We start from the raw sequence: 26,135 nt of genomic DNA on the forward strand, positions 1-26,135 counted from the left end.
TGTGGGAGAGTAGGACACCGCCGGACTTCTTTTACGAAATGGCCACCCGATCGGGTGGCCATTTCGCATTTGTGGGCCAGGATGGCCATGGGAGGCAAAATGAGCGACGCGGACGAGCGCAAGGGCGCCGGCAAGCACGACGGGAAACGTGACGCACACGGATCCGGACGACCGACCCATGGCAGCAGCCGCGGCGGACAGCGCCGCTACAGCGAACACCGGGACGGTGCCCCGCGCCGCGACGGTGAGCGTCGGTACGGCAACCGTGATGGCGCGCCGCGTCAGGGCGGTGCCCCGCGTCACGATGGTGAGCGTCGGTACGGGAACCGCGACGGTGCGCCGCGTCAGGGCGGTGCCCCGCGTCACGATGGTGAGCGTCGGTACGGGAACCGCGATGGCGCGCCGCGTCAGGGCGGTGCCCCGCGTCACGATGGTGAGCGTCGGTACGGCAACCGCGACGGTGCCCCGCGCCGAGACGGCGACCGGCACGGCAACACGGGCTCGTACCGCGGCGAACACGGCCGGCCCGATTCGCCCCATTCGCGCGACGGGGAGCGCCGCCCCTGGTCCGGCGACAAGCGCCATGACGAGCGAAAGCCGTACCGCGGTGGCAAGCCGGCAGACCGGTCCGACGACCGCCGTCACGACGACCGTCGTCATGGTGGCGGGTCCAAGGGCGACGGCAAGTACGGCGCGTCGCGCGACGGCCGCCACGGCGGTCCCCGCCGCAACGACCGCGACGACAGTCGGCGTTCCTCGCGCCCGCCGCAGGACGAACGCGCCAAGCGCGCACCCGAGCCGGAACTGCCCGAGGACATCACCGCGCGCGACCTGCACCCGTCCGCACGCAACGAGCTGAAGACCCTCAGCAAGGAGAACGCCGACGCGGTCGCGCGACACCTGGCGATGGCCGGCATCCTCATCGACGAAGACCCGCAGCTCGCTCACGAGCACGCCCTGGCGGCAAGTCGGCGCGCGGGTCGCGTGGCCGTCGTGCGGGAGACTGTGGCGATCACCGCCTACGCGATCGGCGACTACCCGCTCGCCCTCCGTGAGTTGCGCACGTACCGCCGCATCTCGGGGCGCGACGACCAGATCGCCCTCATCGTCGACAGCGAGCGCGGCGTCGGCCGCCCCGAGCGTGCCCTCGAGGAGGGACGCGCCGTCGACCGCTCGACGCTTCCGATCCCGGTGCGCGTGCAGCTCGCGATCGCCATGTCCGGTGCGCGTCTCGACCTCGGCCAGGCCGACCGCGCGCTGATCGAACTCGACATCCCCGAACTCGACCCCGACCGCGCCTTCGAATGGAGCCCGGCCCTCTTCCTCGCCCGCGCCACGGTGCTCGACGAGCTCGGCCGCACCGACGAGGCCGAGCAGTGGAACCGCCGCGCGGCCATCGCCGCCGAGGCCCTCGACGCGGCCGCGGGCGTCGGCGAAGACGAGACGATCGAGGTCGAGGAGATCTTCGAGGAGCACGACGACGAAGAAGCTCCGGCCGAGGACGCCACGGCGGAGGAGATCGTCGTCGTCGACGAGCTCATCGAGGACGAGCGCGACTGATGGGCCTGTTCCGCAAGGGCGCCCGCGCCGACCGGTCGGTCGGTCACGCGCCGATCGCCGGCATCGACGCCCTGCTCGCCGACCTCGACGGCGTCGTGTACGCGGGCGCCGCCGCGCTTCCGCACGCGGTCGACAGCCTCAACCGGGCGAGCGCGGACGGCATCCGGCTCGGCTACATCACCAACAACGCGTCGCGCACGGATGCCTCCGTCGCGGCCCACCTGCGAGAACTCGGGCTCGGCGCCACCACGCCCCACGACGTCGTGACCAGTCCCCAGGCCGCCATGCGCCTGCTGCGCGAGCGCATCGCTCCCGGCGCGACCGTGCTCGTCGTCGGCGGCGACGGCCTGGTCGTCGAGGTGGAGAAGGCCGGGTTCGTCGTGACGCGCAGCGCCGACGAATCGCCCGCCGCCGTCGTGCAGGGCTTCGCGCCCGAGGTCGGCTGGAAGGACCTCGCCGAAGCGGCGTTCGCACTGGCCGTCCCCGAGGACGAGGGCGGCATCCCGTGGATCGCCACCAATACCGACTGGACCATCCCGCAGGGGCGCGGCATCGCTCCCGGCAACGGCACCCTGGTGTCCGCCGTGCACACCGCGGTCGGCCGCCTGGCGACCGTCGCCGGCAAGCCCGAGACGCCGATCTTCCACGAGGCGGTCGCGCGGTTCGACGCGCAGAGCCCCCTGTTCCTCGGCGACCGTCTGGACACCGACATCGCCGGAGCCCAGGCCGCCGGCATCCCGTCGGCGCTCGTGCTCACCGGGATCGACCGGCCGAAGCACGTGCTGGCCGCACCGGCGAACTCCCGGCCGACCTACATCCTCGAGGACCTCCGCGACCTGTTCGAGCCCTACCCGAACACCGTCGTCGACGGCGACGTCACCCGCGTGCGCGAAGCGGCCGTGCGCATCGACGGCCCCGATCTGAAGCTGGTCAGCGCCGGTTCCCGACCCATCGACATCGTCCGCGCCGCCTCCGCGGCGGTCTGGGCATCCGGTCGGGCCATCTTCGGATTCCAGGTGGACGAGGCGCTCTACGCCGACCCCTTCCGCCGCCCCTGAGCCGCGCTCGGCGCGTGCGGAGACCCCCGATGTCGCACACGTGGAATACCGTGGAGACATGAGCCAGGACACCGAGTCCACCGAGCAGGAAGCCGACGAGCTGATCCCGCGCCTGCGCGTCATCGAGCAGCAGCCGCTCTCCGAGCGCGCCCCCGCGTACGCGGCACTGCACGACGAACTCGCCCGTCACCTGGAATCCGGTCCGACCGGATGAGCGAGCGTCTCGACGTCGTCCTCGCCGCCCGGGGTCTCGCACGCTCGCGGACGCACGCGGCATCCCTCATCGCCGCAGGCTCTGTCACCGTCGACGGTCGCGGCATCGTCAAGGCCGGCGCGCGCGTCGACGAAGACGCCGTCATCGAGGTCGCCGGCCTCGACCACTACGTCAGCCGGGCCGCCCACAAGCTCATCGCCGGACTCGACGCGTTCGGCGTCGACGTCGCCGGACGCCCCGCCCTCGACATGGGCGCCTCGACCGGCGGCTTCACCCAGGTGCTGCGCGAACGCGGGGCGGAGCCGGTCGTCGCCGTCGACGTCGGCCACGGGCAGCTCGCACAGCCCGTCGCCCTCGACCCCGGCGTGATCGCCGTCGAGGGCTTCAACGTCCGCCACATGACCCGCGAGAGCCTCGCTGCCGCCGCCGGCACCGACATCGTCCCCCGGGTCGTCACCGGAGACCTGTCCTTCATCTCCCTGACGCACGTGCTCCCGGCCGTGCGTGCGGTGTGCTCCGACGACGCCGACATCGTGCTGCTGGTCAAACCGCAGTTCGAGGTCGGGCGGCAGGGCGTGCGCGAGGGCCTCGTCACCGACCCCGCCCTCCGCGTCGACGCCGTCAGCGACGTGCTGTGGGCGGCGTGGGACGCCGGATTCGGCACGCTCGGCGTCATCGCCTCACCCATCGTCGGCACCCACGGCAACCGCGAGGCGGTGGTGCACCTGGCCCCGGGGCGGGGGAGCGATCCGTCAGAATGGTGGGGCACCGTGAACGAGACGATGGGGACGCGATGAGCACACCGCACCGCAACATCCTGGTCGTCGCCCATGCCCTGCGCGACGACACGGTGCGCGCGGCCGAACGGGTCGTCGCGGCGCTCCACGGCGCGGGCGCGCAGGCCGTGGTCGCGCTCGACGACCGCAGCGACCTCGCCGCCGCGCACCCCGCTTTCGCCGACCTGCCCGCCCTCGGCGAGGAGATCGCGGTCGCCGACATCGAGCTGGCGATCGTCCTCGGCGGCGACGGCACCATCCTGCGCGCGGCCGAGCTGGTCCGCGGCGGAACCGCGCCCGTCCTCGGCATCAACATGGGCCACGTCGGCTTCCTCGCCGAGATCGAGCGCGACGACATGGATGCCGCGGTGCGCCGCGTCATCGACCGCGACTACACCGTCGAGGAGCGCCTTGCGATCTCGATCCGGGTGAAGGATGCCGACGGCACCGTCATCTACCGCACGTGGGCCCTCAACGAGGCGACCGTCGAGAAGGCCAGTCGCGAGCGCATGCTCGAGGTGGTCATCGAGATCGACGAGCGGCCGCTGTCGAGCTTCGGCTGCGACGGTGTCGTCGTCTCGACCCCCACCGGCTCCACCGCCTACAACTTCTCCGGCGGCGGCCCGGTGATCTGGCCCACCGTCGAAGCGATGACCGTCGTGCCGCTGTCCGCCCACGCGCTGTTCGCGCGGCCCCTGGTCGTCGGGCCCGAAGCGGCCATTGCCATCGAACTGCTGCAGCGCACCGACGGGGCCGGCATCCTGTGGTGCGACGGACGCCGCTCGCACCCGCTGCCGCCCGGGGCGCGCGTCGTCGTGCGCCGCTCCGACGACCCGGTGCGGCTCGCCCGGCTGCACCCGGCCGCGTTCACCGACCGGCTCGTCCGAAAGTTCCGGCTGCCGGTCGCGGGCTGGCGCGGACCCGACGCCCACCCCGCGAAGGGACTCCCACGATGATCGAGCAGATGCGCCTGCGCGACCTCGGCGTGATCGCGGAGGCGACCCTCGAGATCGGGCCCGGCTTCACCGCCGTCACCGGCGAGACGGGCGCCGGCAAGACCATGGTCGTCACCGGACTCGGCCTGCTGCTGGGCCGCCGCGCCGACTCCGGAGCGGTGCGCGCCGGAGCGGCGCAGGCGTCGGTGGACGGGGTCTGGATCGTCCCCGAGGAGGGCCCGGTCGCCGAGCGGGTGCGCGAAGCCGGCGGAGACCTCGAACCGATCGGCGGCGGCGACGCCGAGCTCTACATCGGCCGGACCGTGTCGGCCGAAGGCCGCGGCCGCGCCTCGGTCGGTGGGCGCGCTGCGCCGGCCGGCGTGCTCGCGGACCTCGCCGACGACCTCGTCGTCGTGCACGGGCAGTCCGACCAGCTGCGCCTGAAGTCGCAGGCCGCGCAGCGCGACGCCCTCGACCGCTACGCCGGCGAGCCCGTCGCGGAGGCGCTGACCGCCTACCGTGCGGCGTACGACACCTGGCGCGCCCTCGACGCCGAACTGGAGACGCTCACCCGGGACCGCGACGACCGCGCCCGCGAGGCCGAGGCTCTCCGCGAAGCCCTGACGCTCATCGAGCACGCCGCCCCGCAGGCGGGCGAAGACGCCGACCTCGCCGAACGCGCCGAACGGCTCGCGAACGCCGAAGAGCTGCGGGATGCCGCGGCATCCGCCCACGAGGCGATCTCCGGTGAGGGCGACGCGCCCGACGTGCTCACCCTCATCGCCGAGGTGCGGCGCGGGCTCGAACGCGCCGCCGACCCGGCGCTCGCCGACCTCGCCGCCCAGGCGGAGGACATCGGGTACCGGGCGGCCGACCTCGCCGCCGCACTGTCCAGCTATCTGGCCGACCTCGACGAAGCCGGGCCCCAGGAACTCGCCGCCGTCGAGGAGCGCCGCGCGGTGCTCGCCGGCCTCGTGCGCGCCCACGGCACCCTGGACGCCGCGATCGAACTCCTCGACACCGGCTCGGCACGCCTCGCCGAACTCGACGACGACGGCGACCGCATCGAGCGGCTGACCGAGCAGCGCGAAGCGGCGGCAGCCGCGCTCGACGCCGCCGCCGACGCGCTCACCGCCGCCCGCACAGCCGCGGCCGTGCGACTGGGAGACGAGGTCTCCGAACAGCTGCACGAGCTCGCCATGCCGGATGCCCGCGTGACCGTGTCCGTGGCCCCCGGAACCCCGGGGGCGGCCGGGCGCGACGAGGTGTCCATCCTGCTGGCCCCGCACCCGGGCAGCGACCCGCGACCGGTCGCGCGCGGCGCCTCCGGCGGCGAACTGAGCCGCGTGATGCTCGCCATCGAGGTCGTCATCGCCGCCACCGACCCGGTTCCCACGTTCGTCTTCGACGAGGTGGATGCCGGCATCGGCGGCGCCGCGGCCATCGAAGTCGGGCGGCGCCTGGCGCGGCTCGCCCAGACGTCCCAGGTGATCGCGGTGACCCACCTGGCGCAGGTCGCCGCATTCGCGTCGAACCACCTCACGGTGGTCAAGGCCTCGGACGGCTCGGTGACGGCATCCAGCGTCCGCCGCCTCGCCGGCGCCGACCGCGAAGCCGAGATGGCCCGCCTGCTGTCGGGCATGTCCGACTCCGAAGCGGCCCTCGCGCACGCGCGCGAACTGCTGGAACTGACCGTCGACGCGTGACGCGCCGGGGTGTCGCCGGGCGACTCACACCCGCATGTCAGTCTCGGCTGATAGGGTGAAAGCCCGTGACGGACACATCGACCACGGGTATTAACAACGACACCACCAAGCACATCTTCGTGACGGGCGGTGTCGTTTCGTCTCTGGGCAAGGGACTGACGGCGGCCAGCCTGGGCAACCTCCTCACCGCGCGTGGACTGCGCGTCGTGATGCAGAAGCTCGACCCGTACCTCAACGTCGACCCGGGCACGATGAACCCGTTCCAGCACGGTGAGGTCTTCGTCACCGACGACGGCGCCGAGACCGATCTCGACATCGGCCACTACGAGCGCTTCCTGGACGTCGAGCTCAGCCAGGCGGCCAACGTCACCACCGGCCAGATCTACTCGCAGGTGATCGCGCGCGAACGGCGCGGCGAGTACCTCGGCGACACCGTGCAGGTGATCCCGCACATCACCGACGAGATCAAGCGCCGCATGCGCCTGCAGGCCGGCGAGACGCCCAAGCCCGACGTCATCATCACCGAGGTCGGCGGCACGGTCGGCGACATCGAGTCGCAGCCGTTCCTCGAATCGGCCCGCCAGATCCGCCACGAGCTCGGCCGGGCCAACGTGTTCTTCGTGCACGTGTCGCTGGTGCCGTTCATGGGCGCCTCGGGCGAGCAGAAGACCAAGCCCACCCAGCACTCGGTCGCAGCGCTGCGCTCCATCGGCATCCAGCCGGACGCGCTCGTGCTGCGCAGCGACCGGCCCGTGACCGAGTCGAACAAGCGCAAGATCGCGCTCATGTGCGACGTCGACGAGCGCGCCGTCGTGAACGCGGTCGACGTGCCGAGCATCTACGAGATCCCCACCATGCTCAACGCGCAGGGCCTCGACGAGTACATCGTGCGCTCCCTGAACCTCGACAAGGCGCAGGACGTGGACTGGACCCGCTGGAACAAGGTGATCCAGGCGGTGCACAACCCGAAGCACGAGGTCAACATCGGTCTCGTCGGCAAGTACATCGACCTGCCCGACGCCTACCTGTCGGTGACCGAGGCGCTGCGCGCCGGCGGCTTCGCGCAGGAGACCAAGGTGCAGATCACCTGGATCCCCTCCGACGAGTGCGAGACGCCGGAGGGCGCGCAGAAGGCGCTCGGCGGCCTCGACGGCATCGTCGTGCCCGGCGGGTTCGGCATCCGCGGCATCGAGGGCAAGCTCGGCGCGCTCCGCTTCGCTCGCGAGCAGGGCATCCCGACCCTCGGCCTGTGCCTGGGAATGCAGTGCATGGTCATCGAGTACGCGCGCAACATCGCCGGGCTCGACGGCGCCTCGTCGAGCGAGTTCGACGAGAACAGCCCGCATCCCGTCATCGCGACCATGGCCGAGCAGATCGACATCATCGAGTCGGGCGACATGGGCGGCACGATGCGCCTCGGCCTCTACCCGGCGCGCCTCGCCGACGGGTCGATCGCGGCCGAGGTGTACGGATCCACGACCGTGCAGGAGCGGCACCGCCACCGCTACGAGGTCAACAACGCGTACCGCGGCCAGCTGGCCGACGCCGGGCTCTGGTTCTCGGGCCTGAACCCCGACCTGGACCTGGTCGAGTTCGTCGAGCTGCCCCGCGACGTGCACCCGTACTACATCGCCACGCAGGCGCACCCCGAGCTGCGATCGCGTCCGACCGAGCCGCACCCGCTGTTCCGGGGCCTCGTCGCCGCGGCGCTGGAGCGGCACCGCGCCAGCGAGCTGTTCGAAGTCGAGCCCTTCGACAAGCTCAGCGACCTGGCCTGAGCGGCGGGGGGAGCAGCGACATGACGAACGCATCGGTGGCGGCGGACCTCCGCGACGAGCCCTTCGAACCCACGGTGCTGGAGAGCACCGTGGCGATGCACGGCCGGGTGTGGGACATCCGCCGCGACGTCGTCGCGTACGGCGACGGCGAACTCGTCCGCGAGTGGATGGTGCACCCGGGTGCCGTCGCGATCGTGGCCGTCGACGACGACCAGCGGGTGCTGCTCATCCAGCAGTACCGGCATCCGCTGCGCCACCGCGACTGGGAGGTCCCGGCGGGGCTCCTCGACATCCCGGGGGAGGACCCCCTCGAGGCCGCCAAGCGCGAACTCGCCGAAGAGGCCGACCTGGAGGCGACCGACTGGGAGCCGCTCACCAGCATCTGGTCGTCGCCGGGCAGCAACTCCGAGATCGTGCACATCTATCTCGCCCGCGGCGTGACGACCCTGGAAGCGTTCGCGCGGGAGGCCGAGGAGGCCGACATCCGCGCCGAATGGGTCCCGCTGGATGCCGCCGTGGACGCCGTGATGGGCGGACGGATGCACAACGGCATCCTCGTCGCCGGCATCCTCGCGGCAGCACGCCGCCTGCAGGCATGAGATGACGCCCGCGCGCGCCGTCGACGCGTACCTGCGACACGTCGCCGTCGAGCGCGGGCTGTCCGCCCACACCGTCGCCGCCTACCGGCGCGACCTCGGCCAGTACCTGGCATGGCTCGATGCGCAGGGCGTCGACGACGTCGCCGCGGTCACCCCCGAGCAGGTCTCGGCCTTCATCGCCGAGCGCGCCGGCGCCGAACCGCGGCCGGCATCCTCGAGCCTCGCCCGCCTGCAGTCGTCGGTGCGCGGCATGCACCGGTTCATCCTGCGCGAGGGGATCGTCGACGACGAGCCCACCAAGCGGCTGCGTCCGCCCAAGCTCCCGCAGCGCCTGCCGAAGGCGCTCACGATCGACGAGGTGCAGCGCCTGCTGGATGCCCCCGACCCGGAGACTCCCGCCGGCATCCGGGACCGGGCCCTGCTCGAGCTGCTGTACGCGACCGGCGCCCGCGTCTCGGAGGCGGTCTCGCTCGACCTGGACGACGTCACCCACGGTGACATCCTGCGGGTGCGCGGCAAGGGCGACAAGGAGCGCATCGTGCCGCTCGGATCATACGCGCGCGACGCGATCGACACCTACCTCGTGCGCGTCCGCCCGGGCCTCGCCGCGCGAGGGCGGGCGACGTCGAAGCTGTTCCTCGGGATGCGCGGCGCGCCGCTGTCCCGGCAGAGCGCCTGGCTGGTCATCCAGGAGGCCGCCGAGCGGGCGCACCTGACCTCGCACGTCTCGCCGCACACGCTGCGGCACTCGTTCGCCACCCACCTGCTGCAGGGCGGCGCCGACGTGCGCGTGGTGCAGGAACTGCTCGGCCATGCGTCGGTGGCCACCACGCAGATCTACACGCACGTCACGGCGGACACGCTGCGCGACATGTACCTCACTGCGCACCCGCGGGCCCGGTAGTCCGGGACAGACCGGGCCGGATACCGGCGCGGACGCCGGCCCGGGCCGCCCTCCGCCGAGGCCGGAACCAGTCGGCGGCGGCCGCCAGGGCCACGCGACGCGAGGGCATGTAGGCGTGGAAGAAGAACCAGCGCGCGCCCCACGCCGACCAGCCGGTGAGCGGGATGCCGTACAGCTCGGCGATCCCGCGCCCGACGCCGAGGCTCGCGCCCTGCCCCAGACCGGGGAACCGGAACGGCCGGGGCGGTCGGCCGTCGAGCGCGCGCACGATGTTGCCGCCGATGCGGGTGCCGTGGTGGATGGCCCACAGCGCATCAGCGGGGCAGGCGCCCGACGTGTGCGGATGCGGCACGGCGGCGCCGTCGCCGCCCGCCCACAGGCCCGGGCCGATGCGCAGGAACCGGTCGGTGACGAGCCGGCCGGCGGCGTCGCGCGGCAGGGCGTCCAGGCCGGGCAGGGATGCCGGGGTCTGACCGATCGCCGCCACGACCGTGGCGGCCGGAAGGGAACCCGCCGCGCCGAACTCGGCGCCGTCCGCCGTCACGGCGGTCAGTCGCGCGTGCGGCAGGAACTCCACGCCGGCCGCCCGCGCCTGGACCACGGCGTAGTCCGCGACCCGGTCGAACCGCGGGCGCAGGGAGGGAAGGACGTGCGCGCCCGGATGCGCGAGGACGACCCGGGGAGCCGGCCCGCCCACGTCGCGCAGTCGCTGCGCGATGGCCGTGGCCACCTCCACACCGGTGAAACCGCCGCCGGCGACCACGACCGTGCGCAGCCGCGCCGCGACCGTGCCCTCGGCCAGGCGCTCCCGAGCGAGCACGTCGGTGAGGTGCCGGCCGAGCTTCTCGACCCCCTCGGTGTCCTTGAGCGACCAGGCGTGCTCGGCGAGCCCCGGCACCCGGTCCGCCGCGTCCCGGCTGCCGGCGGCGACGACGATGTGGTCGCCGATGAGCGTGCGCGAGCCGTCCGGGGTGGCGACGACGACGGCGCGCCGTTGCGGATCGACGCGGCGGACGCGCCCGGCGACCAGGTCGACGCCCGGCAGCAGGTCGCGAAGCGGGACGCGGGCGTGCTCGGCGCGGACGTGGCCGGTGAGCACCTCCGCGGTCCAGCCGTGGAACGAATGATACGGCCTGTCCGAGACGAGCGTGACCACGACGCCGGGTCGCGCCCGGGCGATGCGCCGGGCACACCACACCCCGGCGTAGCCGCCGCCGATGACGATGATGCGGGCCACGTCAGACTCCCCGGGGCACGGATGCCGTGGCGGTCGCGGCGTCCGGCCAGGCCGCCGGCCGACCGAACGACAGCGGTTCGGCGAGGGTGAATCCGAGATGGGCGAACCGGCGGGCGGCATCCCGCATCCGCCGGGCATGCCCCACGTCGGCCTGGCCGGTGGACGACGTCGTCTGCCCGTCGAAGCTCATGAGCATGGTCTCGCACAGGCACGCGTAGGCGAGGCCGCGCGGCAGTCCGATGTCGCCGCGGATGTCGATGCCGGGAACGGCGGCGACGCCGCCGTCGATGACGAGCACGTCGGGGCGTTCCGACCGCAGTCGCGGGTCGGTGTTGCGCGGCTGCGTGTCGTCGAGGACGAGGGCCCCGCGCTTGAGGTGCTGGGATCCGAGGAGCGCGTCCGCGGCGGAGGTCAGCACGAGGACCAGGTCGGCATCCCGGACGGCATCCATCGACGTCGCGGTGCGTACGGCGACCCCGGAGCCGCGCACCTCGTCGCCCAGCGCCTCCAGCCGCGGCCCGCCGCGGGAGACGAGCGTGAGATCGCTCGCGATCGGCTCCTCGGACAGCAGCCGCACGACGCAGGACCCGACGCTGCCGGTCGCCCCCACGATCGCGAGGTGCGAGCCGGATGCCGCGCCGGCGAGGCGCCGCAGAGCCTCCACGGTGAGGTGTGCGGTGAACGCGTTGCCGGTGGTCACCGCCAGGCCGGGCCGTTCGCGGAGCATCCGTCCCGCGCGCGTCGCGGGTGCCGTGAGCGCCCCGAGTCCGACGATGCCCGCCCCGAGCGCCTCGGCCCGGTCGATCGCGCTCTCCACGCGCGAGAGCACCCACCCGCGGTCTTCGGTGAGCAGCTGCCGGGGCGTGGCCGGCACGACGAGGATCCAGCCGGCCGGCTCGTCGGTCGTCGCGTCGCGGCGGTGGACGGCCGCGAGCCGCAGCGGCGGCACCGGAAGGCGCCGGAGTCCGTACTCCCACGTGCGCGCAGGGATGCGCCCGAGCGGGCGCCACACCCGGGCCATGTCGGTCGCGACGGCGCTGCGCGGATGGACGAGGAAGGCGAACTTCCCGGGGGTCGGCGGGTGCGGGATCATGCCGTTTCCTTCCGTCGGCTCATGACCTCGAAGAGGACGCCCGGGCCCCGCTGATACGCCGCGGCGCGACTGAGATCGTCAAGGGTCTGAAGTCAGACCATTGACACGCGTGTCGGCCCGGGCCAGAATCGGCGCAACCGCACATCCCGCGCGGGCCCCCGAAAGACAGGCACACATCCATGACTGATGAGACAAAGGCGCCGCCCAGTCATCTCGACGACGACGCCGCCGAACTCGCCAAGCTCGGCTACAAGCAGGAACTCCACCGCGGCATGTCGGGGTTCTCCAACTTCGCCGTGTCGTTCTCGATCATCTCGATCCTGGCCGGCTGCATCACCTCGTACGCGATCGCCCTGAAGTCGGGCGGGGCATCCGCCATCACGATCGGCTGGCCGCTCGTCGGCGTCTTCGTGCTGATGGTCGCCCTCGCCATGGCGGAGGTCTGCTCGAAGTACCCCACCGCCGGCGGGCTGTACTTCTGGGCCGGACGCCTCGCCAAGCGGAACAAGCGCCAGTGGGCGTGGTTCGTGGGCTGGTTCAACTTCCTGGGCGAGGTCGCCGTCACCGCGGCCATCGACTTCGGCGCCGCGACCACCATGATGGCCTTCGCCAACCTGGTGTGGGGCGTCGAGGTGAACCCGTTCAACACCTTCGGCCTGTTCATCGTGCTGATCGTCGTCCACGGGCTGCTGAACACGTTCGGGGTGAACCTCGTCGCGATCCTGTCGAACGTGTCGGCGTGGTGGCACATCGTCGGCGTGCTCATCATCGTCGCCGCGCTGTGGATCATGCCCACGCAGCACCAGTCGGTGGCCTGGACGTTCACCGGGTACTTCAACGGCACCGGGTGGTCGTTCGCCCCGTACGTGTTCCTCATGGGCCTGCTCATGGCGCAGTACACGTACACCGGGTACGACGCCTCCGCGCACGTGGCCGAGGAGACCAAGGGCGCCTCCACCGCAGCCCCCAAGGGCATCGTGATGAGCGTCGTGATCTCGATCATCGGCGGCTGGATCCTGCTGTACTCGATCACCGCCTCGATCCAGGACAACTCGGACAAGGGCATCACCGCGCTGCTGGGCTCGGCCACCGGCCTGCCGCCCGCGCAGATCTTCCTGGACGCGCTGAACAACCCCACCATGGCGAAGTTCCTGCTGTTCATCGTCTGCGGGGCGCAGTTCTTCTGCGGCATGGCATCGGTCACCGCCAACTCGCGCATGAGCTATGCGTTCTCGCGCGACAACGCCATCCCGGGCTCGCGGCTGTGGTCGAAGGTCAACCCGCGCACGGGCACGCCCACCAACTCGATCTGGCTGTGCGTCGTGCTCTCGATCCTGCTCACACTGCCGGCCATGTGGAACCTCACCGCGTACCTCGCGGTGACCTCGGTCGCCGTCATCGGCCTCTACATCGCGTACGTCACGCCGGTGCTGCTGCGGCGCCTCGACAAGGACTTCGCGCCCGGCCCGTGGAACCTCGGACGCTGGAGCGCGATCATCGGCTGGATCGCCGTGGTCTGGGTGGCGTTCATCATCGTCCTGTTCGTGCTGCCGCCGCTGTACCCGATCACGATCGACACGTTCAACTACTCGCCGATCGCGGTGCTCGTCGTCGCGCTCCTGGCCATCGTGCTCTGGTATGCACGCGGCAGGAAGCACTTCATGACCCGCGAGGAGGCGGAGCGCCTGACGCTGCCCGCCGACGAGCTGCTCGAGGAATAGCCGGCCGATGGGGGAGAAGGCGCAGTCGCCGCTGGTGGATGCCGTCCTCCAGCCGGTGCGGGGCCAGATGGCGTTCGAGTCGTGCGTGGAGCAGCTCGGCTCGGCCATCCGGCTCGGGATCTTCCGCGAGGGCGAGAAGCTGCCCGGGGAGCGCGAGCTCGCCGAGCGCCTCGGAGTCTCGCGGGCGACCCTGCGCGAAGCGATCAGCGCCCTCCGCGCCGCCGGGTTCGTCACCACGACCCGGGGGCGCGGAGGGGGCACCGTCGTCGAGCCGCCGACGGCCGCCTGGCCGGCCGACCAGCGACCGGCCCGGGACGCCGAGGTGGCCGACATCCTCGTCTTCCGCTCCGTCATCGAACCGGGCGCCGCCTACCAGGCGGCGCGGACGCCCCTCACCGACGAGCAGGGAGGACTGCTGGATGCCTGCCTCGCCGACCTCGCCGCCGCCCGCACCCCGGCCGAGTACCGCCAGTCCGACGCCCGGCTGCACCTCGCGATCGCCACGGTGTGCGGCTCGGACGAGCTGACCAAGGCATCCAGCGTCATCCAGGTGAAGATCCACCAGTTCCTCGCCGAGATCCCGTTCCTGCGCAAGAACATCGAGGGATCGGACGAACAGCACCGCGCGATCGTCGCGGCGATCCGCGCCGGCGACGCCGAGCGGGCCCGCGACATCATGCACGCGCACTGCGACGCCACCGCGGCCCTGCTGAAGGGCCTCCGCGGCCGCGTCGCGCCCACGACCGACCAGAAGGACGAATGAAGATGAACACACCCGTCAGACCCCGCAACGACCGGATGCTGAGCATCGGCCAGCTGCGCGACGCGATCCTCGCCGACGAGATCGACACGGTCGTCCTGGGATTCACCGACATGCAGGGACGCCTTCAGGGCAAGCTCCTGCACGGACGCTTCTTCCTCGACAGTGTGCTGGAGCACGGCACCGAGGGCTGCAACTACCTGCTCGCGGTGGATGTCGAGATGAACACCGTGGACGGCTACGACATCTCCAGCTGGGACTCCGGCTACGGCGACATGATGTTCGAGCTCGACCTCGCCACGATCCGCCGGCTGCCGTACCGGCCGGGGACCGCCCTCATCCAGTGCGACCTGACGCTGCTCGACGGCACCCCGGTGCGCGTGTCGCCCCGGGCGATGCTGCGCGCGCAGGTGGAGCGGGCGGCATCCCTCGGGTACTCCGCGATCGCGGGGACGGAACTGGAGTTCGTGGTGTTCGACACCAGCTACGAGGATGCCTGGGACAGCGGATACCGCGACCTCACACCCGCGAACCGGTACAACGTCGACTACTCGATCCTCGGATCGAGCCGGGTCGAGCCGCTGCTGCGCGAGATCCGCAACATGATGTACGGCGCGGGGATGACGGTCGAGTCCGCCAAGGGCGAGTGCAACTTCGGCCAGCACGAGATCGCGTTCAAGTACGACCAGGTGATCGCCACCGCCGACAACCACTCCGTGTACAAGACGGCCGCCAAGGACATCGCCCAGCAGCGCGGCAAGTCGATCACCTTCATGGCCAAGCCCAACGAGCGCGAGGGCAACTCGTGCCACATCCACATGTCGCTGCGCGGGCAGGGCGACGAGCTGGTGTTCTGGAAGGACGGGGCCCGCACGGCCGTCTACGACCACTTCATCGCCGGGGTGCTGGCCACCATGCGCGAGTTCACGCTGTTCTACGCGCCCAACATCAACTCCTACAAGCGGTTCGCGAAGGGATCGTTCGCCCCCACCGCCGTCGCGTGGGGACTGGACAACCGCACCTGCTCCGTGCGACTCGTCGGTCACGGGCCGTCCGCCCGCATGGAGAACCGCCTTCCGGGCGGGGACGTCAACCCCTACCTGGCCCTCACCGCGATGCTCGCCGGCGGGCTGTACGGCATCGAGCACGAGCTCGCCCTCGAACCCGAGACCGCCGGCAACGCCTACGAGTCCGGGGCGCCGACGGTCCCCACCACGATGCGCGAGGCGCGCGATGCGCTCGCGGCATCCGCCATCGCCCGCGAGGTGTTCGGCGAGGACGTCGTCCGCCACTATCTGAACTACGCCGACGTCGAGCTGGCGGCGTTCGAGTCCGCCGTGACCGATTGGGAGCTGCGGCGCGGATTCGAGAGGCTGTGACGATGCGCTTCCCCGAATCGACCGTCGCCGCGGGCGGCGTCACCGTCGTCCGAAACCCCGCCACCGCCGACCCGGTCACCGAGGTGACCCTCGCCGACCTCGCCGAGACGGATGCCGCCATCGAGCGCGCGCATCGCGCCTTCCCCGCCTGGCGCGCGGTGGCCCCCGGCGAGCGGGCGCGCCTGCTGCGGGCGTTCGCCGCGGTGGTCGACGCCCACAACGAGGAGCTCGCCCGGCTCGAGGTGATCGGCGCCGGCCACACGATCGGCAACGCCCGGTGGGAGGCCGGCAACGTCCGCGACGTGCTGAACTACTACTCAGCGGCTCCGGAACGGCACTTCGGGCGCCAGATCCCGGCGCCGGGCGGACTGGACGTGACCTTCCACGAGCCCCTCGGCGTCGTCGGGATCATCGTGCCGTGGAACTTCCCGATGCCGATCGCCGGCTGGGGGTTCGCGCCGGCGCTCGCCGCCGGCAACACGGTCGTGCTCAAGCCCGCCGAACTCACCCCGCTGACCGCGATGCGCCTGGGCGAGCTGGCCCTGGAAGCCGGCATCCCGGAGGGCGTCTTCACCGTCATCCCGGGGCGCGGCCGGATCGTCGGCGAGAGGTTCGTCACCCATCCGCTGGTGCGGAAGGTCTGCTTCACCGGGTCCACGGACGTCGGCAAGGGCATCATGCGCGGCTGCGCGGACCAGGTCAAGCGCGTGACCCTGGAGCTCGGCGGCAAGAGCGCGAACATCGTCTTCGCGGATGCCGACCTGGAGCTGGCGGCGGCCACCGCCCCCGGCGGCGCGTTCGACAACGCCGGGCAGGACTGCTGCGCCCGCTCGCGGATCCTCGTGCAGCAGAGCGTGTACGACCGGTTCCTCGAGCTGCTGCAGCCCGCGGTCGAAGGGTTCCGGGTGACCGATCCCGCCGATGAGGCCGCGCAGATGGGCCCACTCATCTCGGCCGGCCAGCGCGACGGCGTGGCCGCGGCCCTCGACGGGGCGGACATCGCCTTCCGGGGGCAGACCGTGGACGGCTCGAGCGGGTATTGGCTCGCGCCCACGGTCGTGCTGCCGCGCTCGGCGCGCGACCGCGTGTGGACGCAGGAGCTGTTCGGACCGGTCGTGGCCGTCATGCCGTTCACCGACGAGGCGGACGCGATCGCCAAGGCCAACGACACCGAATACGGTCTGTCCGGCTCGATCTTCACCCGCGACGTCGGCCGCGCCCTGCGCGTCGCCCGCGGGGTGGAAAGCGGCAATCTCTCGGTCAACTCGCACTCGTCGGTGCGGTACTGGACCCCGTTCGGCGGGTTCAAGCAGTCCGGGCTCGGACGCGAACTGGGGCCGGATGCCCCGGATTCGTTCTCCGAGGTCAAGAACGTCTTCATCGCCACAGACAACTGAAAGGCAGCATTTTCATGGGCAAACTCGACGGCAAGGTCGGCGTCATCACCGGCGGATGCAGCGGCATCGGCCTCGCGACGGCACGCAAGTTCGTGGCGGAGGGCGCGACGGTCGTGATCGGGGACGTCGACCGCGAGAACGGTCCTCGCATCGCGTCCGAGCTCGGCGGCTCGTTCGTCTTCGTCGACGTGACCGACGCCGAGCAGGTCGAGGCGCTGTTCGCGCACGCGAAGGGGCGCTACGGCCGCATCGACATCGCGTTCAACAACGCGGGGATCTCGCCCGCCGACGACGACTCCATCCTGAAGACGGGGATCGACGCGTGGGACCGCGTGCAGCGCGTCAATCTGCAGAGCGTCTACCTGTGCTGCAAGGCGGTGCTGCCGTACATGCTCGAGCAGGGGAGCGGATCGATCATCAACACCGCGTCGTTCGTCGCGATCATGGGGGCGGCCACGTCGCAGATCTCGTACACCGCCTCCAAGGGCGGCGTTCTGGCGATGACCCGCGAGCTCGGCGTGCAGTTCGCCCGCAAGGGCATCCGGGTGAACTCGCTCTGCCCGGGGCCGGTGAACACCCCGCTGCTGCGGGAGCTGTTCGCGAAGGACCCGGAGCGCGCCGCGCGCCGTCTCGTGCACGTGCCGATGGGCCGGTTCGCGGAGCCCGAGGAGATCGCCAACGCCGTGGCGTTCCTCGGCAGCGACGAGTCGAGTTTCATCACCGCCACCGACTTCCTGGTCGACGGCGGGCTGTCCAACGCGTACGTGACGCCGGTGGAGTCGGATTTCGAATGACCGGCACGGCGCCGCTCGTCGGCATCTCGATGTACCGGGTGCCCGCGTCCTGGGCGATGTGGCACGGCGTTGCCGCCGACCTGCTCCCGGCCGCGTACGCGCGCGCCGTGGAGCGGGCCGGTGCCGTGCCGGTGCTGCTTCCGGCGTACGCCGACGAAGCGGCCGCACGCACCGCGGCATCCCGACTCGACGCCCTGATCATCGCGGGCGGCGCCGACGTCGACCCGCACCTGTACGGCCAGGAGCCGGACGACGCCGTCGCGGGGTGGGACGAGGACCGGGACCGTTCCGAGCTGTGGCTGCTGCAGGCCGCGGAGGATGCCGCGATGCCGGTGCTCGGCATCTGCCGGGGGATGCAGCTCATGGCGGTGGCCGCGGGCGGGTCGCTCGTGCAGCATCTGCCCGACCTCGTCGGCAGCACCCGCCATGGCGGCGGCGACGGATACGAGCAGATCCCGCTGCGGGTCGAACCCGGCCACCGCATCTCGGCGCTCATCGAGGCATCCGGAACCGTTCCCTGTCACCACCACCAGTCGGTGGCCGCGCATCCGGGCTTCGTCGCCACCGCGACGACCGACGACGGCGTGCTCCACGCCATGGAGGCGCCGGGGGAGCGGTTCGCGGTCGCGGTGCAGTGGCATCCCGAGACGGGCCACGATCTGGGTCTGTTCCGAGGGCTTGCCGACGCCGCTCGGGACCGGACGCCCGTGCGTCGCTAGAATCGACGGAGCATCCGTACCCGGCGGACGCGGCAGGCAGGAGTGATTCGGTGGCGGGCAGCGCGACGAAGTCAGAAGAGGAACGGCCGATCGGCCCGACGGGCAGGCCCTACAACGGGTTCCCGACGCCTCCGAAGCTCGACGCGCACGGACCGGCGCGCATCATCGCGATGTGCAACCAGAAGGGCGGCGTCGGAAAGACCACCTCCACCATCAACCTCGCCGCGGCCCTGGCGCACTACGGGCGCCGGGTGCTGTGCGTCGACTTCGACCCGCAGGGCGCGCTGTCGGCGGGGCTCGGCATCGCGACGCACGAGATCCCCACGATCTACGACCTGCTGCTGGACACCAAGCGCGACGCGCACGAGGTGATCGTCTCGACGCGCGTCGACGGGCTCGACGTCATCCCCGCGAACATCGACCTGTCCGCCGCCGAGGTGCACCTGGTCAACGAGGTCGCCCGCGAGACGATCCTGTCGCGGGTCCTGCGCGGCGTCGCCCACGAGTACGACGTCATCCTCATCGACTGCCAGCCCTCGCTGGGCCTGCTCACCGTCAACGCGCTCACCGCCGCGCACGGCGTCATCATCCCGCTCGAGTGCGAGTTCTTCGCGCTGCGCGGCGTGGCTCTGCTCGTCGAGACGATCGACAAGGTGCGCGACCGCCTCAACCCCAGCATCACCCTGGACGGCGTGCTGGCGACCATGTACGACCCGCGCACACTGCACTCGCGCGAAGTGCTCGAGCGCGTGGTGGAGGCCTTCGGCGACGACGTCCTGGAGACCGTCATCGGCCGCACGGTGAAGTTCCCGGACGCGTCGGTGTCGGGGCTTCCGATCACCGAGTTCGCGCCCGAGCACTCGGCGGCGCAGGCGTATCTGCGTCTGGCGCGCGAACTCGTCGCGCGCGGCGCCGTCGCCTGAGGCGGACCGTGAACGACCCCGCGGTCGTCGAGCAGGGCCAGGGCGGCCGGGCCGAATCGTCCGATTCCGGGTTCCGGGTGTCGCTCGGTGTGTTCGACGGACCGTTCGATCTGCTGCTGACCCTCATCTCCAAGCAGGAGCTCGACATCACCGAGGTCGCGCTGTCGAAGGTCACGGACGAGTTCATCGCCTACCTGCGCGCCGCCCGCTCGGCGGACGAACTCGAGGAGGCATCCGAGTTCCTCGTCGTGGCGGCGACCCTGCTCGACATGAAGATCGCCGGGCTCCTGCCGCAGGGCGAACTGGTCGACGCCGAGGCGGCGGCGCTGCTCGAAGCCCGCGACCTGCTGTTCGCCCGGCTGCTGCAGTACCGCGCGTTCAAAGAGGTCGCGGCCTGGTTCGCGCGCAGCATGCAGCGCGAGGAGCGACGCCACCCGCGCGAGGTGCGGCTGGACCCGAAGTACCGGGCGCGCGTGCCGGAACTCGTCTGGACCCTCACCCCGGACGACTTCGCCGCGCTCGCCGTGCTCGCCTTCACCCCGAAGGAGATCCCCACCGTCGGCCTCGACCACCTGCACGCGCCGCTGGTCAGCATCCGCGAACAGGCCGCCATCGTGGTGGACATGCTGCAGAGCGCCGGCACCCTGACGTTCCGCGACCTGGTGGCCGGCATCCGCGAGCCCGGTATCGTGGTGGCCCGGTTCCTCTCCGTGCTGGAGCTCTACCGGCACGCGGCACTCTCGTTCGACCAGGACGAGCCGCTCGGGGACCTCATCCTGCAGTGGACCGCCGTGCGGTGGACCGACGAGAACCTTGCTTCCCTGGGGGCCGACTATGACACGTGATGCGCCAGAGGCGCCGACACCTGATGCGCCCGAGGCGACCGCACCCGACTCCGGGGTCGACCCGGAGCTGTGCCGCCGGATCGAGGCGATCCTGCTGATCGCGGAGGAGCCGCAGGGCATCGTCGCGCTCGCCGCCGCCGTCGCGAGCCCGGTGCGCCCCGTGCGCGCGGCGGTGAGCTGGCTGGCCGCCGACTACGACGGCGAGCACGGCGGCTACCGGCGCGGGTTCGAGCTGCGCGAGGTGGGCGGCGGCTGGCGGCTGTACGTCCGCGAGGAGCTCGACGACCTGATCAGCGACTACGTCGGCAGCCAGGTGCCCACGCGCCTGTCGCAGGCGGCTCTGGAGACCCTCGCCGTGATCGCGTACAAGCAGCCCGTCACCCGGGGGCAGGTGGCATCCATCCGCGCCGTCAACGTCGACTCGGTGGTGCGCACCCTCCTGGCCCGCGGACTGGTCACCGAGGTGGGCAGCGACCCCGAGACCGGCGCCATCTTCTACGGCACGACCGACGCGCTGCTCGCTCACCTGGGCATCAACAGCCTGGACGAGCTGCCCCACATCTCGCCGCTCCTCGACGACGTCGACGACGTGGCCACGTTCGACGGAGAGGTTCGCCGATGAGCGACGAGACCAACGAGACCAACGAGACCACGATGCGCCTGCAGAAGGCCCTCGCGAACGCCGGGGTGGCGTCCCGCCGCGTCGCCGAGGAGATGATCGTCGCCGGCCGCGTCCGGGTGAACGGGCAGGTCGTCACCGAGCTCGGGTCCCGGGTGGACGTCGCCTCCGACCTCGTGGACGTCGACGGCACGGCGATCCAGTTCGACCAGTCCAAGCGCTACATCATGCTGAACAAGCCGACCGGCGTCGTCAGCTCGATGCGCGACGACCGCGGCCGCCCCGACCTGCGCCAGTTCACGAAGGACTGGGACGAGCGCCTCTACAACGTCGGGCGGCTGGACGCCGACACCTCGGGGCTGCTCGTGCTCACCAACGACGGCGACCTCGCCCACGTGCTCGCCCACCCGTCCTTCGGCGTGACGAAGGTGTACCTTGCACGGGTCCGAGGGCGGGTGACCCCCGCGACGATCGCGCGCCTGACCCGCGGCATCGAGCTGGAGGACGGACCCATCGCGGCCGACAAGGCGCGACTGAAGGACGCTTCGTCAGGCTCAGCGACCGGGGGCGGGGCATCCAGCCTCGTGGAGCTCACCCTGCACTCCGGACGCAACCGCATCGTGCGGCGCATGATGGCCGAGGTGGGGCATCCGGTGCTCGAGCTCGTGCGGCGCCAGTTCGGCCCGCTGCACCTGGGAACCCTCCCAGTGGGAAGGACGCGGGAGCTGACTAAAATCGAACGAGGCGCGCTTCTGACTCTCTCGCGTCAGCCCGACCAGGAGAACCAGTGACCGACACGAGCAGCGCTCCCGCGCGCAATCGCGTCGCCGCGCGCACCCACGGCACCGTCCGCATCGTCGGCGCGGGCCTTCTCGGATCGAGCATCGGCCACGCCCTGGTCGCCCTCGGCGTCGACGTGGCGCTCGCCGACACGTCGCCCGCCCAGCTGCGCCTCGCGATCGACTACGGCGCCGGCCGTGCCGCGCGCGACGACGACGCCCCGCGCCTGGTGGTCGTGGCCGTGCCGCCGGACGTCGTCGCCGACGTCATCGCGCGCGAGCTCGCCGCCTTCCCCGACGCGGTCGTCACCGACGTCGCCAGCGTCAAGCTGCAGCCGCTGCGCGACCTCGAACGGCGCGGCATCGACCTCACCCACTACATCGGCTCGCACCCCCTCGCCGGACGCGAGCGCGGCGGCGCGATCGCCGCGCGCGCCGACATCTTCATCGGCCGGCCCTGGGTGGTGTGCCGGGATGCCGACACGTCCGCGGCCGACCTTGCCGTCGTCGAGGGTCTCGCGCTCGACCTCGGCGCCACGCCGGTCGAGATGGGCCCGGAGGAGCACGACCGGTCGGTCGCGCTCGTCTCCCACGTGCCGCAGATCGTCGCGAGCCTCCTCGCCGGACGCTTCACGGATGCGCCCGACGGGTCGCTCGGGCTCGCCGGGCAGGGCGTGCGCGACACCACGCGCATCGCGGCATCCGCCCCCGAACTGTGGGTGCAGATCCTGGACGCGAACGCCGCGCCCGTCGTCGACGTGCTCGACGCGCTGGCCGCCGACCTGGCACAGGTCGCCGATGCCCTCCGCGCCCCCGACGCGCCGGGAGCCCGCCGCACCGTGGCCGACGCGATCCGCCGCGGCAACGACGGGGTGGAGCGCCTCCCCGGCAAGCACGGTCAGAACCGCCGTTTCGAGCAGCTGGTCGTCATGGTCGACGACACCGCCGGTCAGCTGGGGCGCCTGTTCGGCGACCTCGGCGAGCTCGACGTCAACGTGGAGGACCTGCGCCTGGAGCACTCTCCGGGCGCCCAGTTCGGCCTCGCCGAGATCAGCGTCGCCCCGGCGACCCTGCGTCCGGCCGCCGAAGGCCTGGCCGCCCGCGGCTGGAAGATTGCGAGCATGAATGACTGACCCGGAGACGCGCTCAGGGACCCCGATCATCGCCATCGACGGACCCGCGGGCAGCGGCAAGTCGAGCGTGTCCAAGCAGCTCGCCCGCGTCCGCGGCTACGGCTACCTCGACACCGGGGCCGCCTACCGCGCCCTGGCGTGGCGGGTGCTCGAGGCGGGGGCGGATGCCGCAGACCCGGCCGCGGTGCTCGATACCGCGTCCCGCCTGGACTTCGCGATCTCGCTCGACCCGGACGACTACTGGGTGCGGGTGGGCGACGCGGATGTGACCGCCGCGATCCGCGAACCGCGCGTGTCGGCCGCCGTCAGCGCGGTCGCGCGCATCCCCGAGGTGCGCCGCGCCCTCAACGAGATGTTCCGCACGTATGCGGCTTCCTCGGACCGCGAGGCGGTCGTCATCGAGGGCCGGGACATCACCACCGTGGTGGCGCCGGACGCGCCCGTGCGCATCCTGCTGACCGCGGACGAGGCGGTGCGCGCCGCGCGTCGCAGCGCCGAGGTGACCACGCAGGATGCCGCCGCCGTCGCCCACGCGCTGCGCACGCGGGACGCCGCCGATTCGAAGGTGGTCGACTTCATGACCGCCGCCGAAGGCGTGGTGACGGTCGATTCGACCGAACTGGACTTCGACGGGACCGTGGACGCGGTGCTCGCCGTGATCGATACTGTGCTCAATGGGCAGGCGCCCACCGACGAGGGGCACTGTGCAGAAGAGCTGGAGGAGCGCGGATGAGCGCTGAGGACGAGTACGAGGGCGCACCGGACCATCTGGTCGAACGCCTCGCCGAGATCGACGACACGCTCGCCGAGCAGCGCGCCGAGACGCTGCGCGCGTCGCTGGCGGACTACGAGCTCGACGACGACGACGCCGCCGTCCTCGAGGGGCTCGGATTCGGGCAGGACGGCATCGAGTTCTTCCCCGCGCTCCCGGTCGTGGCGATCGTGGGGCGCCCGAACGTGGGCAAGTCGGCCCTCGTCAACCGCATCCTCGGCCGGCGCGAGGCCGTCGTCGAAGACACCCCCGGTGTGACGCGCGACCGCGTGTCGTACAAGGCCGAGTGGATGGACCGGCGCTTCACCCTCGTCGACACCGGCGGGTGGGAGCCGGATGCGAAGGGCATCGACGCGTCGGTCGCCGCGCAGGCCGAGATCGCGATCGAACTGTGCGACGTCGTGCTGTTCGTCGTCGACGCGATGGTGGGCGCCACCTCGACCGACGAGCACGTGGTGCGCCTGCTGCGCAAGACCCGCAAGCCCGTGTTCCTCGTCGCGAACAAGATCGACGACGCGCGGCAGGAGCCGGAGGCCGCGGGCCTGTGGAACCTGGGTCTCGGCGAGCCGCACCCGGTGTCCGCCATCCACGGCCGCGGGGTCGCCGACCTCCTCGACGAGGTCGTGAAGTCCCTGCCCGAGGTCTCGGCGGTCGCCAAGAACGAGATCGGCGGTCCCCGCCGCGTCGCGATCCTCGGCCGGCCGAACGTCGGCAAGTCGTCGCTGCTGAACAAGGCCGCGGGCGAGGAGCGCGTGGTCGTCAACGACCTCGCCGGCACCACGCGCGACCCGGTCGACGAGATCGTCGAACTCGGCGGCAGGATGTGGCGCTTCGTGGACACGGCCGGCATCCGTCGGCGCGTGCACCTGCAGCAGGGCGCCGACTTCTACGCGTCGCTTCGCACCTCCGCCGCGCTGGAGAAGGCCGAGGTCGCGGTCGTCGTGCTCGACGTCTCGGAGCCGATCAGCGAGCAGGATGTGCGCATCATCGACATGGTGCTGGAGTCCGGCCGCGCCCTGGTCATCGCCTACAACAAGTGGGACCGCCTGTTCGACGACGACATGGAGAACCAGGATCGTCGCCGGTACCTGGAGCGTGAGATCGAGCAGGACCTCGCCCACGTCGCCTGGGCGCCGCGCGTGAACATCTCGGCACGCACGGGTCGCCACCTCGACAAGCTGGTGCCGGCTCTCGAGACCGCCCTGGACTCGTGGGACACCCGCATCCCGACCGGCAAGTTCAACGCGTTCCTGTCGGAGCTCGTCGCCGAGCATCCGCATCCGCTGCGCGGCGGCAAGCAGCCGCGCATCCTGTTCGGCACGCAGGCGGGCACCCGTCCGCCGACGTTCGTGCTGTTCACGACCGGATTCCTCGACCCCGGGTACCGCCGGTTCATCCAGCGTCGCCTCCGGGAGATCTACGGCTTCGAGGGTTCGCCGATCGTGATCAACATGCGCATCCGCGAACGTCGCCACCGCTGAGAGTCGCCACCGCTGACATCACAGGGAGCGCCCATGACGATCGAACCGCCCGAGTTCACTCGGCGTCCGCACCCGGGTCCGATGGACCCGGGTGACGCGTGGGTCGTCGCCCCGTCCGGTGAGCGGTACTGGGGCCGGTACGGTGCGGCGGGTCTGCTGCTCATCGACGCGGAGCGGCGCATCCTCATGCAGCACCGCGTGGAGTGGAGCCACTTCGGCGGCACGTGGGCGCTGCCCGGAGGCGCGCGCCACGAGGGCGAGACGGCGCGGGATGCCGCCCTGCGCGAGGCCGGGGAGGAGGCCGGGGTCCCGGCCGACGCCGCCGCCGTGCGCGCGATGCACATCTTCGATCTCGGCTACTGGTCGTACGCGACCGTGATCGCCGACGTCCGGTACCCGTTCGAGCCGCGCGTGACCGACCCCGAGAGCAACGCGCTGGAGTGGGTGGCGGTCGACGCCGTCGACGACCTGCCGCTGCATCCCGGATTCGCCGCCTCCTGGGGCGAGATCCGCACGCTCCTCGACGAGCACCCGGTGATCGTGGTGGATGCCGCGAACGTCGTCGGGTCCCAGCCCGACGGCTGGTGGAACGACCGGGCCGCCGCCGCGGACCGGCTCGTGGCCCGCATCCGCCCGCACGTGCAGCGCGGGATGGATGCCGCGTTCCTCCGGCTCGGCGGCAACGTGTGGTTCCCGGAGTGGGTGCTGGTGCTCGAGGGGGCGGCGCGCACGGCCCGCCCCGTCGCCGGCATCGAGTTCGTGATGGCGCAGGGCCGTTCGGGCGACGACGAGCTCGTCGCCGAGGTCGCGCGGCTGCTCGGAGCCGATCATGCTGCGACCGTCGTCACGAGCGACCGCGAACTGCGGCGCCGCGTCGAAGTGCTCGGCGCGCACGTGCGGGGTGCGGGCGCCCTGCTCGACCAGCTGTAGGAGGCCGACCGCATCCTGACGGA

At 71.9% G+C, this 26,135-nt stretch carries 25 protein-coding genes; 23 read left to right on the forward strand and 2 right to left on the reverse strand.

Features of this window, described 5'->3' with window-relative positions; translation table 11 throughout:
* The first annotated feature begins 99 nt into the window (after window positions 1-99).
* From LK09_RS21890 to xerD, 9 genes are all read left to right on the forward strand, one after another.
* Window positions 100-1,560 carry a primosomal protein gene (locus LK09_RS21890; RefSeq protein ID WP_231562945.1) on the forward strand — a complete coding sequence of 487 codons (1,461 nt, stop codon included), beginning with the start codon at window positions 100-102 and terminating at the stop codon, window positions 1,558-1,560.
* Window positions 1,560-2,618 carry an HAD-IIA family hydrolase gene (locus LK09_RS03510; protein WP_039396067.1) on the forward strand — a complete coding sequence of 353 codons (1,059 nt, stop codon included), beginning with the start codon at window positions 1,560-1,562 and terminating at the stop codon, window positions 2,616-2,618. Before LK09_RS21890 ends, LK09_RS03510 begins: the two co-directional genes overlap by 1 nt.
* Window positions 2,619-2,676: 58 nt before the next feature.
* The gene (locus LK09_RS21705) at window positions 2,677-2,832 is read left to right on the forward strand and encodes a hypothetical protein (protein WP_197060959.1); all 156 of its coding nucleotides are present in this window, start codon (window positions 2,677-2,679) and stop codon (window positions 2,830-2,832) included.
* Window positions 2,829-3,629 (forward strand): TlyA family RNA methyltransferase, encoded by an 801-nt coding sequence (locus LK09_RS03515; RefSeq protein WP_039396070.1) that lies wholly within the window; start codon window positions 2,829-2,831, stop codon window positions 3,627-3,629. The genes LK09_RS21705 and LK09_RS03515 overlap by 4 nt, the downstream gene beginning before the upstream one ends.
* Complete coding sequence (locus tag LK09_RS03520; protein WP_039396073.1) at window positions 3,626-4,564, forward strand: NAD kinase; 939 nt, start codon at window positions 3,626-3,628, stop codon at window positions 4,562-4,564. The genes LK09_RS03515 and LK09_RS03520 overlap by 4 nt, the downstream gene beginning before the upstream one ends.
* Entirely contained in the window at window positions 4,561-6,249 is a 1,689-nt protein-coding gene (gene recN, locus LK09_RS03525) for a DNA repair protein RecN (RefSeq protein ID WP_039396076.1), read from the forward strand. Before LK09_RS03520 ends, recN begins: the two co-directional genes overlap by 4 nt.
* A 65-nt stretch (window positions 6,250-6,314) precedes the next feature.
* A complete protein-coding gene (locus LK09_RS03530) occupies window positions 6,315-8,027 on the forward strand; it encodes a CTP synthase (protein ID WP_039396079.1) in 1,713 nt (570 codons plus the stop codon).
* A gap of 20 nt (window positions 8,028-8,047) precedes the next feature.
* Window positions 8,048-8,626: an NUDIX domain-containing protein gene (locus LK09_RS03535; RefSeq protein ID WP_039396082.1), complete on the forward strand. Its 579-nt coding sequence runs from the start codon at window positions 8,048-8,050 to the stop codon at window positions 8,624-8,626.
* Between the two features lies 1 nt (window position 8,627).
* The gene (gene xerD, locus LK09_RS03540) at window positions 8,628-9,530 is read left to right on the forward strand and encodes a site-specific tyrosine recombinase XerD (protein ID WP_039396085.1); all 903 of its coding nucleotides are present in this window, start codon (window positions 8,628-8,630) and stop codon (window positions 9,528-9,530) included.
* Here xerD and LK09_RS03545 read toward each other — a convergent pair.
* Entirely contained in the window at window positions 9,505-10,767 is a 1,263-nt protein-coding gene (locus LK09_RS03545; RefSeq protein WP_039396089.1) for an NAD(P)/FAD-dependent oxidoreductase, read from the reverse strand. The genes xerD and LK09_RS03545 overlap by 26 nt on opposite strands.
* A 1-nt stretch (window position 10,768) precedes the next feature.
* Window positions 10,769-11,860 carry a hypothetical protein gene (locus LK09_RS03550; protein ID WP_039396090.1) on the reverse strand — a complete coding sequence of 364 codons (1,092 nt, stop codon included), beginning with the start codon at window positions 11,858-11,860 and terminating at the stop codon, window positions 10,769-10,771.
* A gap of 179 nt (window positions 11,861-12,039) precedes the next feature.
* Between LK09_RS03550 and LK09_RS03555 the strand changes: the two genes are divergently transcribed.
* The 14 genes from LK09_RS03555 to LK09_RS03620 are packed head-to-tail and all read left to right on the forward strand — an operon-like array spanning window position 12,040 to window position 26,112.
* Window positions 12,040-13,581, forward strand: coding sequence for an amino acid permease (locus LK09_RS03555; RefSeq protein WP_039396092.1), 1,542 nt, complete (start codon window positions 12,040-12,042; stop codon window positions 13,579-13,581).
* Between the two features lie 7 nt (window positions 13,582-13,588).
* Window positions 13,589-14,344, forward strand: a complete 756-nt coding sequence (locus LK09_RS03560; protein WP_052226381.1) for a FadR/GntR family transcriptional regulator — start codon at window positions 13,589-13,591, stop codon at window positions 14,342-14,344.
* A 2-nt stretch (window positions 14,345-14,346) separates the two neighbouring features.
* Window positions 14,347-15,720 carry a glutamine synthetase family protein gene (locus LK09_RS03565; RefSeq protein WP_039396094.1) on the forward strand — a complete coding sequence of 458 codons (1,374 nt, stop codon included), beginning with the start codon at window positions 14,347-14,349 and terminating at the stop codon, window positions 15,718-15,720.
* A 2-nt stretch (window positions 15,721-15,722) separates the two neighbouring features.
* Entirely contained in the window at window positions 15,723-17,117 is a 1,395-nt protein-coding gene (locus tag LK09_RS03570; RefSeq protein ID WP_039396096.1) for an aldehyde dehydrogenase family protein, read from the forward strand.
* A 14-nt stretch (window positions 17,118-17,131) separates the two neighbouring features.
* The gene (locus LK09_RS03575; RefSeq protein WP_039396098.1) at window positions 17,132-17,911 is read left to right on the forward strand and encodes a 3-oxoacyl-ACP reductase; all 780 of its coding nucleotides are present in this window, start codon (window positions 17,132-17,134) and stop codon (window positions 17,909-17,911) included.
* Window positions 17,908-18,630 carry a gamma-glutamyl-gamma-aminobutyrate hydrolase family protein gene (locus LK09_RS03580; RefSeq protein WP_039396101.1) on the forward strand — a complete coding sequence of 241 codons (723 nt, stop codon included), beginning with the start codon at window positions 17,908-17,910 and terminating at the stop codon, window positions 18,628-18,630. The genes LK09_RS03575 and LK09_RS03580 overlap by 4 nt, the downstream gene beginning before the upstream one ends.
* 50 nt (window positions 18,631-18,680) lie before the next feature.
* Window positions 18,681-19,553, forward strand: coding sequence for a ParA family protein (locus tag LK09_RS03585; RefSeq protein WP_039396104.1), 873 nt, complete (start codon window positions 18,681-18,683; stop codon window positions 19,551-19,553).
* Window positions 19,554-19,561: 8 nt separating this feature from the next.
* Window positions 19,562-20,398 (forward strand): segregation and condensation protein A, encoded by an 837-nt coding sequence (locus LK09_RS03590; RefSeq protein ID WP_052226382.1) that lies wholly within the window; start codon window positions 19,562-19,564, stop codon window positions 20,396-20,398.
* A complete protein-coding gene (scpB, locus tag LK09_RS03595; protein WP_039396106.1) occupies window positions 20,388-21,020 on the forward strand; it encodes an SMC-Scp complex subunit ScpB in 633 nt (210 codons plus the stop codon). The genes LK09_RS03590 and scpB overlap by 11 nt, the downstream gene beginning before the upstream one ends.
* Window positions 21,017-21,808 (forward strand): pseudouridine synthase, encoded by a 792-nt coding sequence (locus LK09_RS03600; protein WP_039396109.1) that lies wholly within the window; start codon window positions 21,017-21,019, stop codon window positions 21,806-21,808. The genes scpB and LK09_RS03600 overlap by 4 nt, the downstream gene beginning before the upstream one ends.
* Window positions 21,805-22,929 (forward strand): prephenate dehydrogenase, encoded by a 1,125-nt coding sequence (locus LK09_RS03605; RefSeq protein WP_039396112.1) that lies wholly within the window; start codon window positions 21,805-21,807, stop codon window positions 22,927-22,929. Before LK09_RS03600 ends, LK09_RS03605 begins: the two co-directional genes overlap by 4 nt.
* Window positions 22,922-23,662: a (d)CMP kinase gene (gene cmk / locus LK09_RS03610; RefSeq protein ID WP_052226383.1), complete on the forward strand. Its 741-nt coding sequence runs from the start codon at window positions 22,922-22,924 to the stop codon at window positions 23,660-23,662. The genes LK09_RS03605 and cmk overlap by 8 nt, the downstream gene beginning before the upstream one ends.
* Window positions 23,659-25,182 carry a ribosome biogenesis GTPase Der gene (der, locus tag LK09_RS03615; protein ID WP_039396115.1) on the forward strand — a complete coding sequence of 508 codons (1,524 nt, stop codon included), beginning with the start codon at window positions 23,659-23,661 and terminating at the stop codon, window positions 25,180-25,182. Before cmk ends, der begins: the two co-directional genes overlap by 4 nt.
* 33 nt (window positions 25,183-25,215) lie before the next feature.
* Window positions 25,216-26,112, forward strand: a complete 897-nt coding sequence (locus tag LK09_RS03620) for an NUDIX domain-containing protein (protein ID WP_039396118.1) — start codon at window positions 25,216-25,218, stop codon at window positions 26,110-26,112.
* Window positions 26,113-26,135: the final 23 nt, after the last annotated feature.

This window comes from Microbacterium mangrovi (assembly GCF_000802305.1).
GTDB classification, from domain to species: Bacteria; Actinomycetota; Actinomycetes; order Actinomycetales; family Microbacteriaceae; genus Microbacterium; species Microbacterium mangrovi.

What these genes read in the sequence shown, in the direction of transcription:
- LK09_RS21890 (WP_231562945.1), top strand. Translation starts at nt 100, where the DNA reads ATGAGCGACGCGGACGAGCGCAAGGGCGCCGGCAAGCACGACGGGAAA.
- LK09_RS03510 (WP_039396067.1), top strand. Translation starts at nt 1,560, where the DNA reads ATGGGCCTGTTCCGCAAGGGCGCCCGCGCCGACCGGTCGGTCGGTCAC.
- LK09_RS21705 (WP_197060959.1), top strand. Translation starts at nt 2,677, where the DNA reads ATGAGCCAGGACACCGAGTCCACCGAGCAGGAAGCCGACGAGCTGATC.
- LK09_RS03515 (WP_039396070.1), top strand. Translation starts at nt 2,829, where the DNA reads ATGAGCGAGCGTCTCGACGTCGTCCTCGCCGCCCGGGGTCTCGCACGC.
- LK09_RS03520 (WP_039396073.1), top strand. Translation starts at nt 3,626, where the DNA reads ATGAGCACACCGCACCGCAACATCCTGGTCGTCGCCCATGCCCTGCGC.
- recN (WP_039396076.1), top strand. Translation starts at nt 4,561, where the DNA reads ATGATCGAGCAGATGCGCCTGCGCGACCTCGGCGTGATCGCGGAGGCG.
- LK09_RS03535 (WP_039396082.1), top strand. Translation starts at nt 8,048, where the DNA reads ATGACGAACGCATCGGTGGCGGCGGACCTCCGCGACGAGCCCTTCGAA.
- xerD (WP_039396085.1), top strand. Translation starts at nt 8,628, where the DNA reads ATGACGCCCGCGCGCGCCGTCGACGCGTACCTGCGACACGTCGCCGTC.
- LK09_RS03550 (WP_039396090.1), bottom strand. Translation starts at nt 11,860, where the DNA reads ATGATCCCGCACCCGCCGACCCCCGGGAAGTTCGCCTTCCTCGTCCAT.
- LK09_RS03555 (WP_039396092.1), top strand. Translation starts at nt 12,040, where the DNA reads ATGACTGATGAGACAAAGGCGCCGCCCAGTCATCTCGACGACGACGCC.
- LK09_RS03560 (WP_052226381.1), top strand. Translation starts at nt 13,589, where the DNA reads ATGGGGGAGAAGGCGCAGTCGCCGCTGGTGGATGCCGTCCTCCAGCCG.
- LK09_RS03565 (WP_039396094.1), top strand. Translation starts at nt 14,347, where the DNA reads ATGAACACACCCGTCAGACCCCGCAACGACCGGATGCTGAGCATCGGC.
- LK09_RS03570 (WP_039396096.1), top strand. Translation starts at nt 15,723, where the DNA reads ATGCGCTTCCCCGAATCGACCGTCGCCGCGGGCGGCGTCACCGTCGTC.
- LK09_RS03575 (WP_039396098.1), top strand. Translation starts at nt 17,132, where the DNA reads ATGGGCAAACTCGACGGCAAGGTCGGCGTCATCACCGGCGGATGCAGC.
- LK09_RS03580 (WP_039396101.1), top strand. Translation starts at nt 17,908, where the DNA reads ATGACCGGCACGGCGCCGCTCGTCGGCATCTCGATGTACCGGGTGCCC.
- scpB (WP_039396106.1), top strand. Translation starts at nt 20,388, where the DNA reads ATGACACGTGATGCGCCAGAGGCGCCGACACCTGATGCGCCCGAGGCG.
- LK09_RS03600 (WP_039396109.1), top strand. Translation starts at nt 21,017, where the DNA reads ATGAGCGACGAGACCAACGAGACCAACGAGACCACGATGCGCCTGCAG.
- cmk (WP_052226383.1), top strand. Translation starts at nt 22,922, where the DNA reads ATGACTGACCCGGAGACGCGCTCAGGGACCCCGATCATCGCCATCGAC.
- der (WP_039396115.1), top strand. Translation starts at nt 23,659, where the DNA reads ATGAGCGCTGAGGACGAGTACGAGGGCGCACCGGACCATCTGGTCGAA.
- LK09_RS03620 (WP_039396118.1), top strand. Translation starts at nt 25,216, where the DNA reads ATGACGATCGAACCGCCCGAGTTCACTCGGCGTCCGCACCCGGGTCCG.